The sequence below is a fragment of the Clostridium sp. ATCC 25772 genome, assembly GCF_001573875.1.
Lineage (GTDB): Bacteria > Bacillota > Clostridia > Clostridiales > Clostridiaceae > Clostridium_J > Clostridium_J senegalense.
Window position 1 is genome coordinate 1 of the sequence record NZ_LFRG01000010.1, and the last position, 15436, is coordinate 15436.

The following is a 15436-nucleotide window of genomic DNA, read 5'->3' on the forward strand; positions in this document are numbered from 1 at the left end:
AAGTTGACTCTTAAAATTATCTATTCCAAAACTTGGATACCTAAAATAGTGAGACATGCTCCGAATCACTTAGAATTTAACACTACCTTTTGCATAAAAATATTTTAAGATTATTGAATAAATTTAAATTGGAGCTTGTTTCCCTATAGGATATATGAATATATCCTAATTACTACACCTCATCCTTTATAAAATTATATTCTTATCAAACACTTATTATGCCCTTCTGTAAAACAAAAAAACTATTTTTCACAACTTTTATTTTTTAACATATAATACATTATAAGCAATAAATAAACTTATATTTAGTATATTTTTTAAAGAGGAGGAGAATGTATGTCCATTAATTTGAGCAAATTTTCACCACGTCCCGGTCTTGTAAATAAACAAGGTTGTTTACCAGACCCTTCTGAATTAGTCTGCATTGAAGTACCTAAAATTTTTGATCAATGCTTAATAAAAAGATGTCTTGTATATTGTTCAGGTTCTGATACAAATACAACAGATTGTGAATTAAGAAGCAATCCATTAATAAATCCAAAGATATATGTTAATAGTAGAGATTTTAATTTAACATTGCTTTCAGTGGAAAAAATCCCACTTATAGGGAAGCCAGGCTTTAAAAAACTAATTATTTCTTACAGAATTTCTTTCTATTCAGATTATATTGATGCAAATGGTATGAATCAAAGTGAATTGTTTGAAATTAATAGAACAGATGTAATTGGGAAATTTTACTGCCCTGATTCTGTAGCTCAAATTTCTGCTAGCTTTATACCTGTTCACAATGCTGAAGATTTAGATTCTAATATAATAAAACTTGAAATGGTTGCTAATGCTCTAGATGGTAGATTACTAAAAGATGAGAACTGTAATGATGTTTTGGATATTACTTTAGGCTACTACATCGTTGTAAAATGTGAGCTTATTGTACAACTTCTAATTCCTACTTATGGCTACTGTCCAGTTCCAAAAGAACCATGTGAAAAAGAGCCTGAAGAAAATCCATGTGAAAGATTTGAAAAAGCTCCAATTCCTAAGTTCTATCCAGATCAAAATTTAGAGCCTTTATTCCCAGATTGCGATTGCGATGACAATGATTGAAAGTATAATTAGTAAAATGATATCAACAGATTATCATCACCATTTTCCTATAATACTCATATATTATAGGAAAAACATCAAAAAATTACTATGCAATTTAATTTGCCATTTAGTAATTTCTAATTAAATTTATCTAAATTAAAGGAGGGTTCATTTATGAATTCAATGTCAAAAAATTGTTGTAATGATAATCATAAACATTGTAATGATAACCATAATTGTTCTAAGAAAGAAAATAAGCTATGTCCAACTATTATAAAATGTGGAACTCCTAGTGCAACTACAATTCCTGCTGCTACAGTAGCTGGCGCAAATTTTACAGTTAGTTCTATTACTTTAAACAATTCTTGTTTTTGTAAACCTATTACAAAACTAGAATTTGCAAGTAATCTTGTTGCTCCAGTTGCTTTCACAGGAATTATAAACTTCCAAGTATTTAAACTTTGTAAATGTCAATTTGCACCTGTTCCTGTTGGACCTGCATGGACATTTGAGTTAGCAAATATAATTTCATCACAAACATTCTCATTCTTCGTTTGTGACTGCGATTCTTGCTTTGATGATTGCTGTACCTATACTGTAGTTGCAACTGTTACTAGTGCAGTTACTGCTGGTACTCTTAACATCAACAACGCAACTCTTGGCGCAATAACAACATGTAATTCAAGTAACTGTTGCTAATAATCAAGTAAGAAGCTAATTAGTTTTTTATATCTAAAGTGGTGTAACACACAATTAGTGTGACTGGCCTCTTCAGATTCTTATGTATAAATTTAATGCAACTAATTTTTCATAGATTTATATATTTAATAATTTATTTAACTGTTTGGTGACTGTATTAAATTAGAGTTCTTAACTCAATTTGATACAGTCTATTTTGATATTTGGATATTTTATTTATTAAGATAAAATTAGAATCTATTGCAGCTTTAATCTTTCTTACTAAATAATTTCTAGGAATTAATTAAGCCATACTATTAGATTCTATTTGTTATCTATTGTATTTATTTTTTACTGTTATCATAATTTATCACCCAAGTTATAGGGTTCCAAGTTGACTTTTAAAATTATCTATTCCAAAACTTGGATACCCCAAATAGTGAGACATGCTCCGAATCACTTAGAATTCAACACTATATTTTATATGAAAATATTTTAAAGTTATTGAATAAATTTAAATTTGAGCTTGTTTCCCTATATTTTTGCCAAAAACAAAAAGTGTCGACTTTTCGACACTCTGAAATCTCTACAACAAAAATTGTAATGATTAAATTTGCTTTATTTTTACATCATTTTAGATAAAGCTATTAATATTCCTGTTTTAGCATGTTCAAAAGTTAATCCACCTTGTAGATATGCAATATATGGCTCTCTTATTGGTGCATCTGCTGAAAGTTCAATAGAAGATCCTTGTATGAAAGCACCAGCTGCCATAATTACTTGATCAGTATATCCAGGCATATCCCATGGTTCACATTCAACATGAGAATCTACTGGAGAACCTTTTTGAATTCCCTTACAGAATTTTATTAACTTTTCTTTGTCATTAAATTTTATTGCCTGTATTATATCGCTTCTTTCATCATTATATTTAGGCAATACTTCAAAACCTGAAAGTTCCATTATTCTTGCACAAAATATAGCTCCTTTAACTGCTTCTATAGCTATATGCGGCGCTAAAAACAATCCTTGGAATAAGCTTCTCATAACACCAAATGTAGAACCACATTCTCCACCAATTCCTGGTATTGTTAATCTATAAGCTGCTTGATTCACGTAGCTTTCTTTACCAGCTATATATCCTCCAGTAGGTGCAATTCCTCCACCTATATTTTTTATAAGAGATCCAGCTACTAAATCTGCCCCAACATCTGTTGGTTCTATAATTTGAATAAATTCTCCATAACAGTTATCAACAAAGCATATAATTTCTGGATTTATTTCTTTTACAGCTTCAATTATAACTTTTATTTCATTTACTAATAATGAATTTCTCCAACCATAACCTGTGGATCTTTGAATATGTACAAGTTTTATACTACTATCTTTCTTAATTGTAGTTTTCATAAGTTCTATGTCAACTTTATTATTTTTTAATTCTATTTGTTTATACTTAACCCCATATTCTCTAAGTGAACCTATATTTTCTTCACCACTAATTCCTATTATGTTATGTAATGTATCATAAGGTGATCCACAAACACTAAGCATAGTATCATTAGGTCTTAAGTTTCCAAATAATGCTGCTCCTATAGCATGAGTTCCATTAACAAAATGTGGTCTTACAAGTGCTGCTTCTGTATTAAATATTTTTGCATAAACACTATCTAATGCATCTCTTCCTATATCTCCATATCCATATCCTGAAGAATTTGTAAAATGCATCTCACTAATTCTTTCTTCTTGTAGCGCACTTAAAACTTTCATCTGATTATATTCTTTTATTTCATCTAATTTTTTAAATTCATCTTTAACATCTTCTAATGCCTTTTGTGATAATTCAATTATTTCCTGATTTACATTGAAATTTTTAATTAAAAAATCTTTAGTTATGTCTAACATTATGTTCTCTCCTTATTACTTAATTAACATCATAATACTACCATAGTGAAAAATAATAATCAAATCATATAACAAAACAAAGAAAATGAGATGTAGCCATTTAAACTCCACCTCCATACAATATTACTATAAAATTAAACATTTATGATGTAATTTTATTTTTTATTTTGATTTTTCAACTATAAAGTTAATTATTTTCTCTTTATTCCTCCATTTATTTGCTATCTTCTTAGGATCTGGTGTGTGTTTTTTCATTATTTCTTTTAATTCCTTTATATCTAATTTCGCTAAGTACTCTCGTACTTTTTCTTCTCCAGCATTTTTAATTTGTTCTATAGGATTATATAGCTCATCAATTTCTGTCTTTATATAATCCTCACACTCATTATTTCCATTTAAAATAATATTTAAATTTATCTCTTTTATTTTATCTGTATTTTGGTTTAAAAACTCCATAACTTCTCTTAAATCCTTTTGAGATGTATTTAAAATCTCACATTGTATTTGCTCTACAGATTCATCAAATTCAAATCCTAAATCTTCTTTTAATTCATCCTTTACATCTTCATGAATTTCTTCTTTCTCTGCTAAATTCGCTTTTGAATCATTTTGTTTTTTATATTGGCTTATAATTTTTTTAACATATTTTCCTTCAAACCCAAGAGATATTATTTCTTCTATACTCTTACCATCCTTAAAAGATTGCAATATCTGAGATTTCTTACTCATTTTAATTCTCTACCTCCATTAATAAGTACTAAATTGTTCTTGTAATAATATATTCATTAGCTTTTCCTATTATTAACACAAATAAAAAAACCCAGCTATTTTGCCGAGTTTTTTTAATAACTTCAATAAAATTATATTTAAATCATCAACTTAAAAATAATTCAATTAATTTTAAAATTCATGTTGAGATTCTTTAACCTCATTATTATTGTTATTATTATTGTTGCTATTATTGAACAGTATTGCCTTTGCAGGAGTTATTGTAGATATTGCATGTTTGTATATTAACATTTGTTTGCCTTCTGAAAATAAAACAACTGTAAAACTATCAAAACCATTTACATTTCCTTTTATTTGAAATCCATTAGTTAAATGAATTGTAACAGGAATTCTGTTCTTCCTTGCACCATTTAAAAATATATCTTGTAAATTATTTGTTGATTTACTCATTTTAAGCACCTCCATAGTTTTTAAATACCCCAATTTTCACTATTTATTATAGATAAATACTAAATGTATCCATTAGACTTTCAGTTAACAATTTACTAACTATTAACTATACATATCTACCATAGTTTTGGTTTTAATCAACAATAATGTATTCTAAAATTTAGAAAGCTTCCCTATATATTATTCTATACTACTCAGGAAAATCCTTCCTATTTTATTCTATTGTTATATTAATTATTACACAATTCTTTTTTTTTAAAATCCTTTTTTATAAATTTTACAATTTCTTCATCATTAGTAAAATTATCTTTATCAATCCACACTACTCTTTTATCTTTTCTAAACCAAGTTAGTTGTCTCTTTGCATAATTTCTACTAAATTGTTTTATCATATCCACTGCACATTCTAGTGAAATCTCTCCATCTAAGTATAAAAGCAATTCTTTATACCCTATACCTTTCATGGATTGCATATCTTTTGTATAGCCTTTGTCTTTTAATTCCTTTACTTCATTTAAAAGTCCTTTTTCCATCATTATATCAACTCTTTTGTTTATTCTTTCATATAAATTTTCTCGGTTCATATTTAAAACATAGTAATGAACATTATAAGGTATATCATATATTTTTTGTTCTGATAAATACTTGCTCATTGTTTTCCCTGTAACTTTATACACCTCTAAAGCTCTTATAACCCTTTTTAAATCATTAGGATAAAGCTTTTTGTAACTTTCAATATCTATGTCTTTTAACATATTATGAACATAATCTTTACCTTTTTCATTAGCAACTTTCTCTAACTCTTTTCTATACTCTTCATCCTTACTTGTGTCTCCAAAACTATAATTAAATATTAATGAATTTATATAAAGCCCCGTTCCCCCTACAACCATAGGAACTTTTTCTCTTTTATAAATATCTTCTATAATATTTTCTGCATTTTCCTTAAATGCAGCAACACTAAATTCTTCATTAGGTTCTATAATATCTATCAGATAATGTCTTACTCCATCCATTTCATCTTTTGAAATTTTAGCTGAACCTATATCCATATCTTTATAAATCTGCATAGAATCACAGGAAATTATCTCCCCATTAATTTCTTTGGCAATCTTTATAGATATCTCTGTCTTTCCGACTGCAGTAGGTCCTGCAATAATTAATAAATTTTTCATATACCTCACCCAAACCTATAATGTATTATTGTATTCTCTTAAATTTCTTTTCAATCTCTGTTAATGTCATTTTTATAGTTGTAGGTCTACCATGGGGACAAGTAAAAGGATCATCCATGTATCTTAAATCTTCTAAAAGTTTTTCCATCTCTTTTATTGTCAACTTATCATTAGCTTTTACAGCAGCCTTACATGCTAATGTTGCAATTTTATTATATTTTATATCTATAGTACTTCCAGTTCCCATGTTTTTAAGATCATCTAAAATATCATAAAATAATGTTTTAAAATCCGGTTTACCTAAAAACATTGGAACTTCTCTAATACTTATTGTATTATTGCCAAACTCTTCAATATTAAATCCAGCTTTTATAAAAACTTCCTTATTTTCTTGATAATATGGATATTCATCAAAGCTTAATTCTAATATTATAGGAGTAATTAATAATTGACTAACTACTGATAAATTTTCTATAGATTTTTTATATTTTTCAAAAAGATATTTTTCATGAGCAGCATGCTGATCTATTAAAATAAGTTCTTTATTACATTCCCCTACTACATAAGTGTTATTAAACTGTCCTATTATTCTTATAGGTGGAAATTTAGAAATTAATTCTTCTTTAATAATAGGAATACTTTTTTTCAATTTCATTTCTTCATTATATTTTACATAATTAGCATTAACAGTTTCTATCTTATCCTCAGTATTAGTTGTATAAGGACTTAAATCAGTTCCTCTTTTAAACTCCTCTTTATCCTCTTTTATCATGTAAGTTGCTATATCACTACTTTTTAAATCTACTGGTAGAGTTTCAAATTTAATTTTATTTAAATCTATATTGTTTTGAAAAAAATCCTTATGTATACTTTCTTGCTTATATTCTGATTTTGGAATTTCTTCTACTTTCTCTAATTCTTTTAAAGCAACCTCTTCATCCACTTCGAAAGATTCTCTTAAATATTCTCTTAAAGCTTCATGAACTGTATTAAATACTAATTTAAATATACTTCTTTCGTCATAGAATTTTATTTCTGCTTTAGATGGATGTACATTCGGATCAATATATTCAGGGAATATATCTAAAAACAGTACAAAAAACGGGAACTTATTCACTGTAAGAAATGATTTAAATGCATTCTCAACAGCTGCTGTTATAGTGCTGCTTTTTATAAGTCTTTTATTTACAAAAATACTTTGTCTATTTCTACTTCCTCTACTTATTTCACTATTTCCTATATATCCATATACCGATGCTATATCATTATGACTTTCAAAAGAAATTATATTTTCACTTACTTGCTTACCATATAAAATCCTTATGGTATCTTCTATATTTTCAGTTCCATAAGTTGTTATTACATTTTTACCGTTATTAATAAGTTTAAATGACACTCCATAATTTGCGAGCGCTAGTCTTAATACTAAATCAGAAATTAAAGATGATTCTCTTTGTGGTGATTTTAAAAATTTTTGTCTCGCTGGAACATTATAAAATAAATCCTTAACCTCTATAAGTGTACCATCATTAGAAGGCGCATCTAAAAGACTCTTTTTCTCTCCACCATTTATTATTATTTCCACCCCAAAATCATCTTCTTTTGTTTTACTCTTCAATTTAACTTTTGAAACAGCAGCTATACTAGCCAATGCTTCTCCTCTAAATCCAAAACTATTTATTTTATATATATCATCAAGTTCTTTTATTTTACTTGTAGCATGTGGCATAAAAGCTTTTTCTATATCCTCTTTATATATTCCATGTCCATCATCGCTTATTCTTATAAGCTTATTACCACTATCTTCAATTTCAATTGTTATATTACCGCTATTTGCATCTATACTATTTTCAATTAATTCTTTAACAACAGAACTTGCTCTTTCTACTACTTCTCCTGCAGCTATTTTGTTAGTTGTAGCTTTATCCAAAACATTTATTCTTTTCATAGATTCACCTCCTATTATCACATATAATAATTGAAGTTTTTATAGTTTTTTTGCTTTTATAATTAATTCATTCAATTTATTTACACATTCAATTATTGTCATATTTAATAAATCAATATTTTTTATTTCTTCTATAAATTCATTGTTTTCCGCTGTTTGTAAAAATCCTAATTGCTGAGCAATGGCATCTTCTTTTTTCCCTATTTTATCTATAGCAACCTCTTTACAAGGTATTTCTTCCACTTTTTCTTCCTTATATCCTTTATCACTTATCTCTAAAATTACATCTTTATCTTTTTCTTTATTATCACATTCTAATTTACATAAAATTTCTCTTGCTCTATCTATAACAATTTCCGGTATACCAGCAAGTTTTGCAACCTCTATACCATAAGATTCATCTGCTCCCCCCTCTATAATTTTTCTTAAAAATATTATAGAGTTATCAACTTTTTTTACTGCTATAGAATAGTTTCTAACACCATCTACAATTCCCTCTAATTTTGTTAATTCATGATAATGTGTAGCAAATAAAGTTTTACATTTTATATTTGAACTTTTACAAATATACTCTATAACAGACCATGCAATACTTAAACCATCATAAGTACTAGTTCCTCTTCCTACTTCATCTAATAATATTAAGCTTTTACTTGTGGCATTTCTAAGAATATTAGAAACCTCCCACATTTCTACCATAAAAGTACTTTTCCCACCAGCTAAATCATCTGATGCTCCTATTCTTGTAAAAATTTTATCACAAATAGATATATCTGCAACCTTGGCTGGAACAAAACTTCCTATTTGAGCCATCAATGTTATTAGTGCAACTTGCCTCATATATGTAGATTTACCTGCCATATTAGGACCTGTTATTAGTAGTAGTTGATTGTCTTTAATATCCAAATTAGTATCATTAGCTACAAACTCATTTACATCTAACATTTTCTCAACTACAGGATGTCTTCCATCCTCAATTTTTAATATTCCTTTAGTATTAATATTAGGTTTTATATATCCATTTTCTCTTGCAACTCTGGCTAAGGAACATAAACAATCTAATTCTGATATAAGTTTAGATGATATTTTCATTCTATCCACATGAGCTTCAACCATATCACGTATATCTACAAAGATTTCATATTCTAATGCCATAAGCTTATCTTCTGCACCTAATATTTTTTCTTCCATTTCCTTTAATTCTGGAGTTATAAAACGTTCTGCGTTAGATAAGGTTTGTTTTCTTATATATCTACCTTCTGGTACCAAACTTAAGTTTGCTTTGGTTATTTCTATATAATAACCAAAAACTTTATTATATCCTACTTTTAGAGACCTTATCCCAGTTTCTTCTTTTTCTGTACTTTCTAAATTAGCAATCCATTGTTTACCACAATGTTTTGAATTTCTAAAGTCATCTATCCTCTCATCAAATCCATCTTTTATTATGTTTCCTTCTTTTACAGATATAGCTGGATTATCACTTATTGACTTGTCTAGTATTTCATAAATATCTTTTAAATCATCTAATTCATTTAATACCTTTAAAAGCAAATTACTTTTAAAATTTGTTAAAACTTGTTTTATTGTAGGTATTTTCTCAATAGAATTTTTTAATGAAATAAGTTCTTTTGCATTTATACTTTTTGAACTAATTTTACCTACAAGTCTTTCTATATCATATACTTCTTTTAATGCATCTTTCAAATCTTCTTCTTTAGATATATGTTTTACAAGTTCTTCAATTGCATCCTGTCTCAAAACTATTTTTTCTTTATCTACAAGAGGTTGATCTACCCAATTTCTTAGTCTACGCCCACCCATTGCGGTGCTCGTTTTATCTAAAACCCATAATAAAGATCCTTTTTTGTTTTTATCTCTTAAACTTTCTGTTATCTCTAAGTTTCTTCTTGAGCTTCCATCTATAACTAAATAATCATTTATATTATAACTTTCAATCATGTCTATATGTGACATTTTTACCTTTTGAGTTTCTATAATATAATTTAAAAGACCATTTATTGCAGTTAACAACACTTTATTTATGTGTATATCATTCAAATTTCTAAACTGCTCTTTTATTCTAATATCTTCTATATTAAAGTACATATCATCTAAATATGATACTGAAACTTCAAACCTATCATTTATATCAAAAACTAAATCTTTAATAACACTTTTAGGTAAAACTATTTCTTTAGGATTAAATTTTGCAATTTCATCTAAAATTACTGTTTTATTATATTTAAAATCACTGCAATAAAATTCTCCTGTTGAAACATCACAAAATGATACAGCGCAATTATCTTGTAAAATAGAGATTCCCATTAAAAAATTATTTTTTCGTTCTTCTAAAAAACCACTTTCAGTGTACGTGCCAGGGGTTAATATTTTCACTACATCTCTCTTTACTATACCTTTTGCAACTGCTGGGTCCTCCACCTGTTCACAAATGGCAACTTTATATCCTTTAGTTACCAATCTACCAATGTATGATTCTGCAGAATGAAATGGTACACCACACATTGGAGCTCTTTCTTCAAGTCCACAGTCTCTTCCAGTAAGAGTTAATTCTAATTCTTTAGACACAAGTTTTGCATCTTCAAAAAACATTTCATAAAAATCTCCTAATCTAAAAAAGACTATAGCATCTTTACATTTATCTTTTACATCAAAATATTGCTTCATCATCGGCGTTAATGCCATAACTTAATCCTCCTTATTAACTTTCATTCAAACTTATAAAGTATAAAAAAAGCGACAATGTCGCTCTTTTTTTATACTTCTTCCCCAACTAATGAGAATGATTGTGCTTTTATTATTTTAACATTAACAAGTTTTCCTATATTTTCTTTATTTCCAGCAAAATTCACAAGTTTACCTGTTCTTGTTCTTCCTGCTAACTTACTGTCATCATTTTTGCTAAGTCCTTCAACTAAAACTTCAACAACCTTTTGATCGTAAGCTTTATTCTTTTTAGCAGATATTTCATTTACAGCCTCTACAAGTCTATTGAACCTTGCTTTTTTAGCTTCTTCTGGTACTTGGTCTAACATTAAATCTGCTGGTGTTCCTTTTCTCTTAGAATATAAGAATGTAAATGCTGAATCATATTCAACTTCCTTAACTAAGCTTAATGTTTCTTCAAAATCTTCCTCTGTTTCACCTGGGAAACCAACTATTATATCAGTAGTTAACGCTACATTTGGTATTCTTTCTTTTATTTTTCTTATAAGCTCCACATATTGCTCTCTATCATAATGTCTATTCATTTTCTTTAAAATTCTAGATGAACCTGATTGAACTGGTAAGTGTATACATTCACATAACTTATCACATTCTGCTATCGCTTCTATAACTTCATCACTTAAATCTTTTGGATGAGATGTCATAAATTTTACTCTTTCTAAACCTTCTATTTTATTAATTCTTCTTAATAATTGAGCAAAGTTTATTTCTGGTTCTAATCCTTTACCATATGAGTTTACATTTTGCCCTAATAAAGTGATTTCTTTATAACCCTCTTTAACCATAGCTCTTATTTCATTCTCTATTTGCTCTGGTTGTCTGCTTCTTTCTCTTCCTCTAACATGAGGTACTATACAATATGTACAGAAATTGTTACAACCATACATTATAGTAACAAAACCTTTTATGCTACTTGCTCTATCTATAGGTTGCCCTTCGATTATATCATCTTCTTTATTCCAAACTTCAACTATTGGTCTCTCTCCACCTAATGCTCTACTTAAATATTCATTAAATTTATAAGCATTATGTGTACCTATTATAATATCAACATATGGAAACTTTTTTATTATGTCTTCTGCCATTCCTTCTTGTTGCATCATACAACCTGTTATAGCTATTACAGTTTCAGGTTTTTCTTTTTTAAGCTTTTTAAGAGCCCCTAAGTTACCTTCTACCTTTTGTTCTGCGTTTTCTCTAACACAACAAGTATTATATACTATAACATCTGCTTCTTCTTTTTTATCAGTTCTTTCATGTCCTAATGGCTTTAATCCACCAGATAATTTTTCAGAGTCCTCTTCATTCATTTGACAACCCCAAGTTTCTATAAAATATTTTAATTTTTTATTCATTCCTTCATTCTCCTTTGTAAAATTATAACCATTTTTATATTATCATAAACTTTTCCTTTTAAAATAAAAATGTGTTAATTTAAGTATCTAATTATTATCTAATTATATATAATTTAGTGACATAATTAAAGTTTTTTATCATCTATTGCCAGTTATTTTTATATGTTTCAAAATTAATTTTTTTTAGAAAATTCAATTTAATTTTTTTATACTTTTTATCATGTTATTTTGTCATGTTTGTTATTTCTTTAACTATGTGAGATTATTCTAATACATCTTTTTTAAGCATTTTTCAAAAATATAAAGCCGTAATTTTTTCACTTTTTTATATTAACTATCTTTTAACTATCTTTATAATTAATAATCAAAAAAATATTTTTTCTAAGTTGTTGTAAATTTTTCTCCTTACATTTTATAATATACTTTCATATCATTTAATATATTTTTAAAAATAATTTTAGTTTTTATAAATTATTTTAAAGAATTTTTCCTTAATTTATAAATTAAGCATAATTATGTTTTATTAATATATACATAATTATAAAAGAATAACCGCTTGAAAAAAATAATATTTGATATATAATTAAATTATAATAGAATATTTAGAATTTTTATAAAGTTTTTTATATTTTTTAAATTCAGGCTTTTTATTTATTGGGGGGTGCATTATGAATTTAAATTTTTCCGACAGAATGTCTAATATTAAGGCTTCTGAAATAAGAGAACTTTTAAAATTAACAGAACAACCTGAAATAATTTCATTTGCAGGTGGACTTCCTGCTCCAGAATTATTTCCAAAAGAAAAAATTGGGGAAGTAGCTAAAGAAGTATTATTTAACGAAGGCGCTTTTGCTCTTCAGTATACTACAACAGAAGGTTTTGCTCCACTTAGAAAAATAATAGTTGAGGAAAGAATGGCTCCATCTGGAGTTAAATGTGACATATCTAATATTATGCTAACAAATGGTTCCCAACAAGGTTTAGAGTTTTCCGCAAAGCTTTTTGTAAATAAAGGCGATGTAATAATTTGTGAAAGCCCTAGCTATCTTGGTGCGATAAATGCTTTTAAAGCCTATGAACCTAAATTCATTGAAATATCAATGGATAAAGATGGTATGATCATAGAAGAACTTGAAAAAGCTATAAAGGAAAATGACAATGTAAAAATGATTTATACTATTCCTGATTTTCAAAATCCAAGTGGTATAACCATGTCTTTAGATCGAAGAAAACGTTTAGCTGCTTTGGCTGCAAAATATGAAATACCTGTTATAGAGGATAGTCCTTATGGTGAATTAAGGTATGATAACGAAAAATTACCTGCGGTAAAAGCATTTGATGAAAGTGGCTTTGTAATTAACCTTGGCACATTCTCAAAAACATTCTGTCCTGGTTTAAGACTTGGATGGGTAGTTGCAGATACTAAAATTCTTCAAAAATATATATTAATTAAGCAAGGTGCAGATTTACAATGTAATACTTTGAGCCAAGTTATAGCTGCAAGGTATATGGAGAAGTATAGTCTTGATGAACATATTGCTTCACTTATAAAAGTTTATAAAAAACGTAGAGACTTAATGATTGACAGTATGAAAACTTATTTTCCAAAAGAAGTTAAGTTTACAATACCTGAAGGTGGCCTATTTACTTGGGTTGAGCTTAGAGAAGATTTAGATGCAAAAGCTATAATGGAAGATGCTTTAAAAGAAAAAGTAGCATACGTTCCTGGTGGATCTTTCTTCCCTAATGGTGGTAAGAAAAACTTTTTCAGACTTAACTACTCTAATATGAATGAAGAAAAAATAGTTGAAGGCATAAAACGTCTTGGAAGTGTTCTAGATAAATATTATTGTAATTGTAACTCATTTGAGGAAACAGCTGCAGTTAAGGAAGACTAATAATAACTCCTCCTTTTGGGAATAATATGAACAAAAGGAGGAATTTTTGTGAAAAATGTAAAAAATTCAAACAACAATAGTTCTACATTAACAAATATGTGCTATAATGGTATCGTTGACAGAAGTTATTTTAGTGGTAAGTTTAGAAACACATCTGTTTTTGATGTAAAAACTTACGCTAACTCTTTTACTGATATTGTTGATAATAATTTAACTGATCAAAATAATCTTTTTTAAAATTGGAGGATTAAATTAATGAGATTTTCAAATCGTATTCAAAAAATGAATTATTCATCAATCCGTAAATTAGTACCTTATGCTACAGAAGCTAAAAAAAGAGGAATTCATGTTTACCACCTTAATATTGGTCAACCTGATATCGAAACTCCTAGTACTTTCATTGAAGCTGTTAAAGAGTTTAATGAACCTGTTTTAAAATATGCACAATCTCAAGGATTGGATAATACAATAAATAGTTTCAGAAAATATTATAAAGAATGGGATATAGACTTTGATTATGATGAACTATTAATAACTGCTGGAGGCTCAGAAGCTATATCTTTAGCTTTCATGGCTATAGCTGATGTTGGTGATGAAATAATAATTCCGGAACCATTTTATGCTAACTACAATGGATTTGCTCAAGTAACAGGGGTTAATGTTGTACCATTCTTAACGACTGCTGAAAATGGATTTCACTTACCTAAAAAAGAGGAAATAGTGAAAAAAATTAATAATAAAACCAAAGCAATTATGATTTCAAACCCAGGAAATCCAACTGGTGTTGTATATACTAAAGAAGAAATCAGAATGCTTGCTGATATAGCGAAAGAAAACGATATCTATCTTATCTCTGATGAAGTGTATAGAGAATTTGTTTATGGTGATGATAAATATACATCTGCACTTTATATGGAAGATGCTTTAGATAGAGTTATATTAATAGATAGTATTTCTAAGCGTTATAGTGCTTGTGGTGCTAGAATTGGTTTAGTTGCTTCTAAAAATAAAGATCTTATAAAACAAATCTTAAAGATTTGCCAAGCAAGACTTTGTGTTCCAACTATAGAACAACTAGCTGCTGCTAATCTAATTAATACTCCTAAAGAGTATTTTGATAAGGTTAAAAAGGAATATGAAAAAAGAAGAAATGTAATGTATGAAAAGCTTTGTAAGATTCCTAATATAGTATGTGAAAAACCAAATGGAGCTTTTTATATTATGGCTAAATTACCAATAGATGATGGTGAAAAATTCACAAAATTCATGCTTTGCGACTTTAATCATAATGGTAAAACAGTTATGGTTGCTCCAGCTGAAGGTTTTTACTCAACTGCTGGACTAGGTAAAAATGAAGTAAGACTTTCTTATTGTTTAAACTGTGATGATATTTCAAATGCAATGGACATCCTTGCACTAGGTATCGAAGAATATAATAAGCTTAATAAATAATTATATGAAAAGAGA

12 protein-coding genes are annotated in these 15436 nt (G+C 27.7%); 5 read left to right on the forward strand and 7 right to left on the reverse strand.

Going from position 1 to position 15436, the window contains the following annotated elements; genetic code table 11:
• Window positions 1-336: 336 nt before the first annotated feature.
• Both AZI32_RS04665 and AZI32_RS04670 read left to right on the forward strand, forming a co-directional pair.
• A complete protein-coding gene (locus AZI32_RS04665) occupies window positions 337-1104 on the forward strand; it encodes a hypothetical protein (protein ID WP_061994740.1) in 768 nt (255 codons plus the stop codon).
• A gap of 156 nt (window positions 1105-1260) precedes the next feature.
• On the forward strand, window positions 1261-1785 hold the full coding sequence (locus AZI32_RS04670; protein ID WP_061994741.1) for a DUF4489 domain-containing protein: 525 nt from the start codon (window positions 1261-1263) through the stop codon (window positions 1783-1785).
• Window positions 1786-2388: 603 nt separating this feature from the next.
• On the opposite strand, the gene AZI32_RS04675 is transcribed toward AZI32_RS04670, so the two are convergent.
• The 7 genes from AZI32_RS04675 to miaB form a co-directional block, all read right to left on the reverse strand.
• Entirely contained in the window at window positions 2389-3666 is a 1278-nt protein-coding gene (locus AZI32_RS04675; protein ID WP_061994742.1) for a methionine gamma-lyase family protein, read from the reverse strand.
• A gap of 162 nt (window positions 3667-3828) precedes the next feature.
• On the reverse strand, window positions 3829-4395 hold the full coding sequence (locus tag AZI32_RS04680) for a hypothetical protein (protein ID WP_061994743.1): 567 nt from the start codon (window positions 4393-4395) through the stop codon (window positions 3829-3831).
• A gap of 171 nt (window positions 4396-4566) precedes the next feature.
• Window positions 4567-4845, reverse strand: a complete 279-nt coding sequence (hfq, locus tag AZI32_RS04685; protein WP_061994744.1) for an RNA chaperone Hfq — start codon at window positions 4843-4845, stop codon at window positions 4567-4569.
• A gap of 230 nt (window positions 4846-5075) precedes the next feature.
• Window positions 5076-6020 carry a tRNA (adenosine(37)-N6)-dimethylallyltransferase MiaA gene (gene miaA / locus AZI32_RS04690; protein WP_061994745.1) on the reverse strand — a complete coding sequence of 315 codons (945 nt, stop codon included), beginning with the start codon at window positions 6018-6020 and terminating at the stop codon, window positions 5076-5078.
• A 25-nt stretch (window positions 6021-6045) separates the two neighbouring features.
• The gene (gene mutL / locus AZI32_RS04695; RefSeq protein WP_061994746.1) at window positions 6046-7968 is read right to left on the reverse strand and encodes a DNA mismatch repair endonuclease MutL; all 1923 of its coding nucleotides are present in this window, start codon (window positions 7966-7968) and stop codon (window positions 6046-6048) included.
• A gap of 39 nt (window positions 7969-8007) precedes the next feature.
• Window positions 8008-10674, reverse strand: a complete 2667-nt coding sequence (gene mutS, locus AZI32_RS04700) for a DNA mismatch repair protein MutS (RefSeq protein ID WP_061994747.1) — start codon at window positions 10672-10674, stop codon at window positions 8008-8010.
• 71 nt (window positions 10675-10745) lie between these two features.
• The gene (gene miaB, locus AZI32_RS04705) at window positions 10746-12071 is read right to left on the reverse strand and encodes a tRNA (N6-isopentenyl adenosine(37)-C2)-methylthiotransferase MiaB (protein WP_061994748.1); all 1326 of its coding nucleotides are present in this window, start codon (window positions 12069-12071) and stop codon (window positions 10746-10748) included.
• A gap of 668 nt (window positions 12072-12739) precedes the next feature.
• Between miaB and AZI32_RS04710 the strand changes: the two genes are divergently transcribed.
• From AZI32_RS04710 to AZI32_RS04720, 3 genes are read left to right on the forward strand one after another with little or no spacing between them, the layout of a single operon-like run.
• Window positions 12740-13969 carry a PLP-dependent aminotransferase family protein gene (locus AZI32_RS04710; RefSeq protein WP_061994749.1) on the forward strand — a complete coding sequence of 410 codons (1230 nt, stop codon included), beginning with the start codon at window positions 12740-12742 and terminating at the stop codon, window positions 13967-13969.
• A gap of 48 nt (window positions 13970-14017) precedes the next feature.
• Entirely contained in the window at window positions 14018-14206 is a 189-nt protein-coding gene (locus tag AZI32_RS04715; RefSeq protein ID WP_010292063.1) for a hypothetical protein, read from the forward strand.
• 18 nt (window positions 14207-14224) lie between these two features.
• Window positions 14225-15421 carry a pyridoxal phosphate-dependent aminotransferase gene (locus tag AZI32_RS04720; protein ID WP_061994750.1) on the forward strand — a complete coding sequence of 399 codons (1197 nt, stop codon included), beginning with the start codon at window positions 14225-14227 and terminating at the stop codon, window positions 15419-15421.
• Window positions 15422-15436 lie beyond the last annotated feature (15 nt).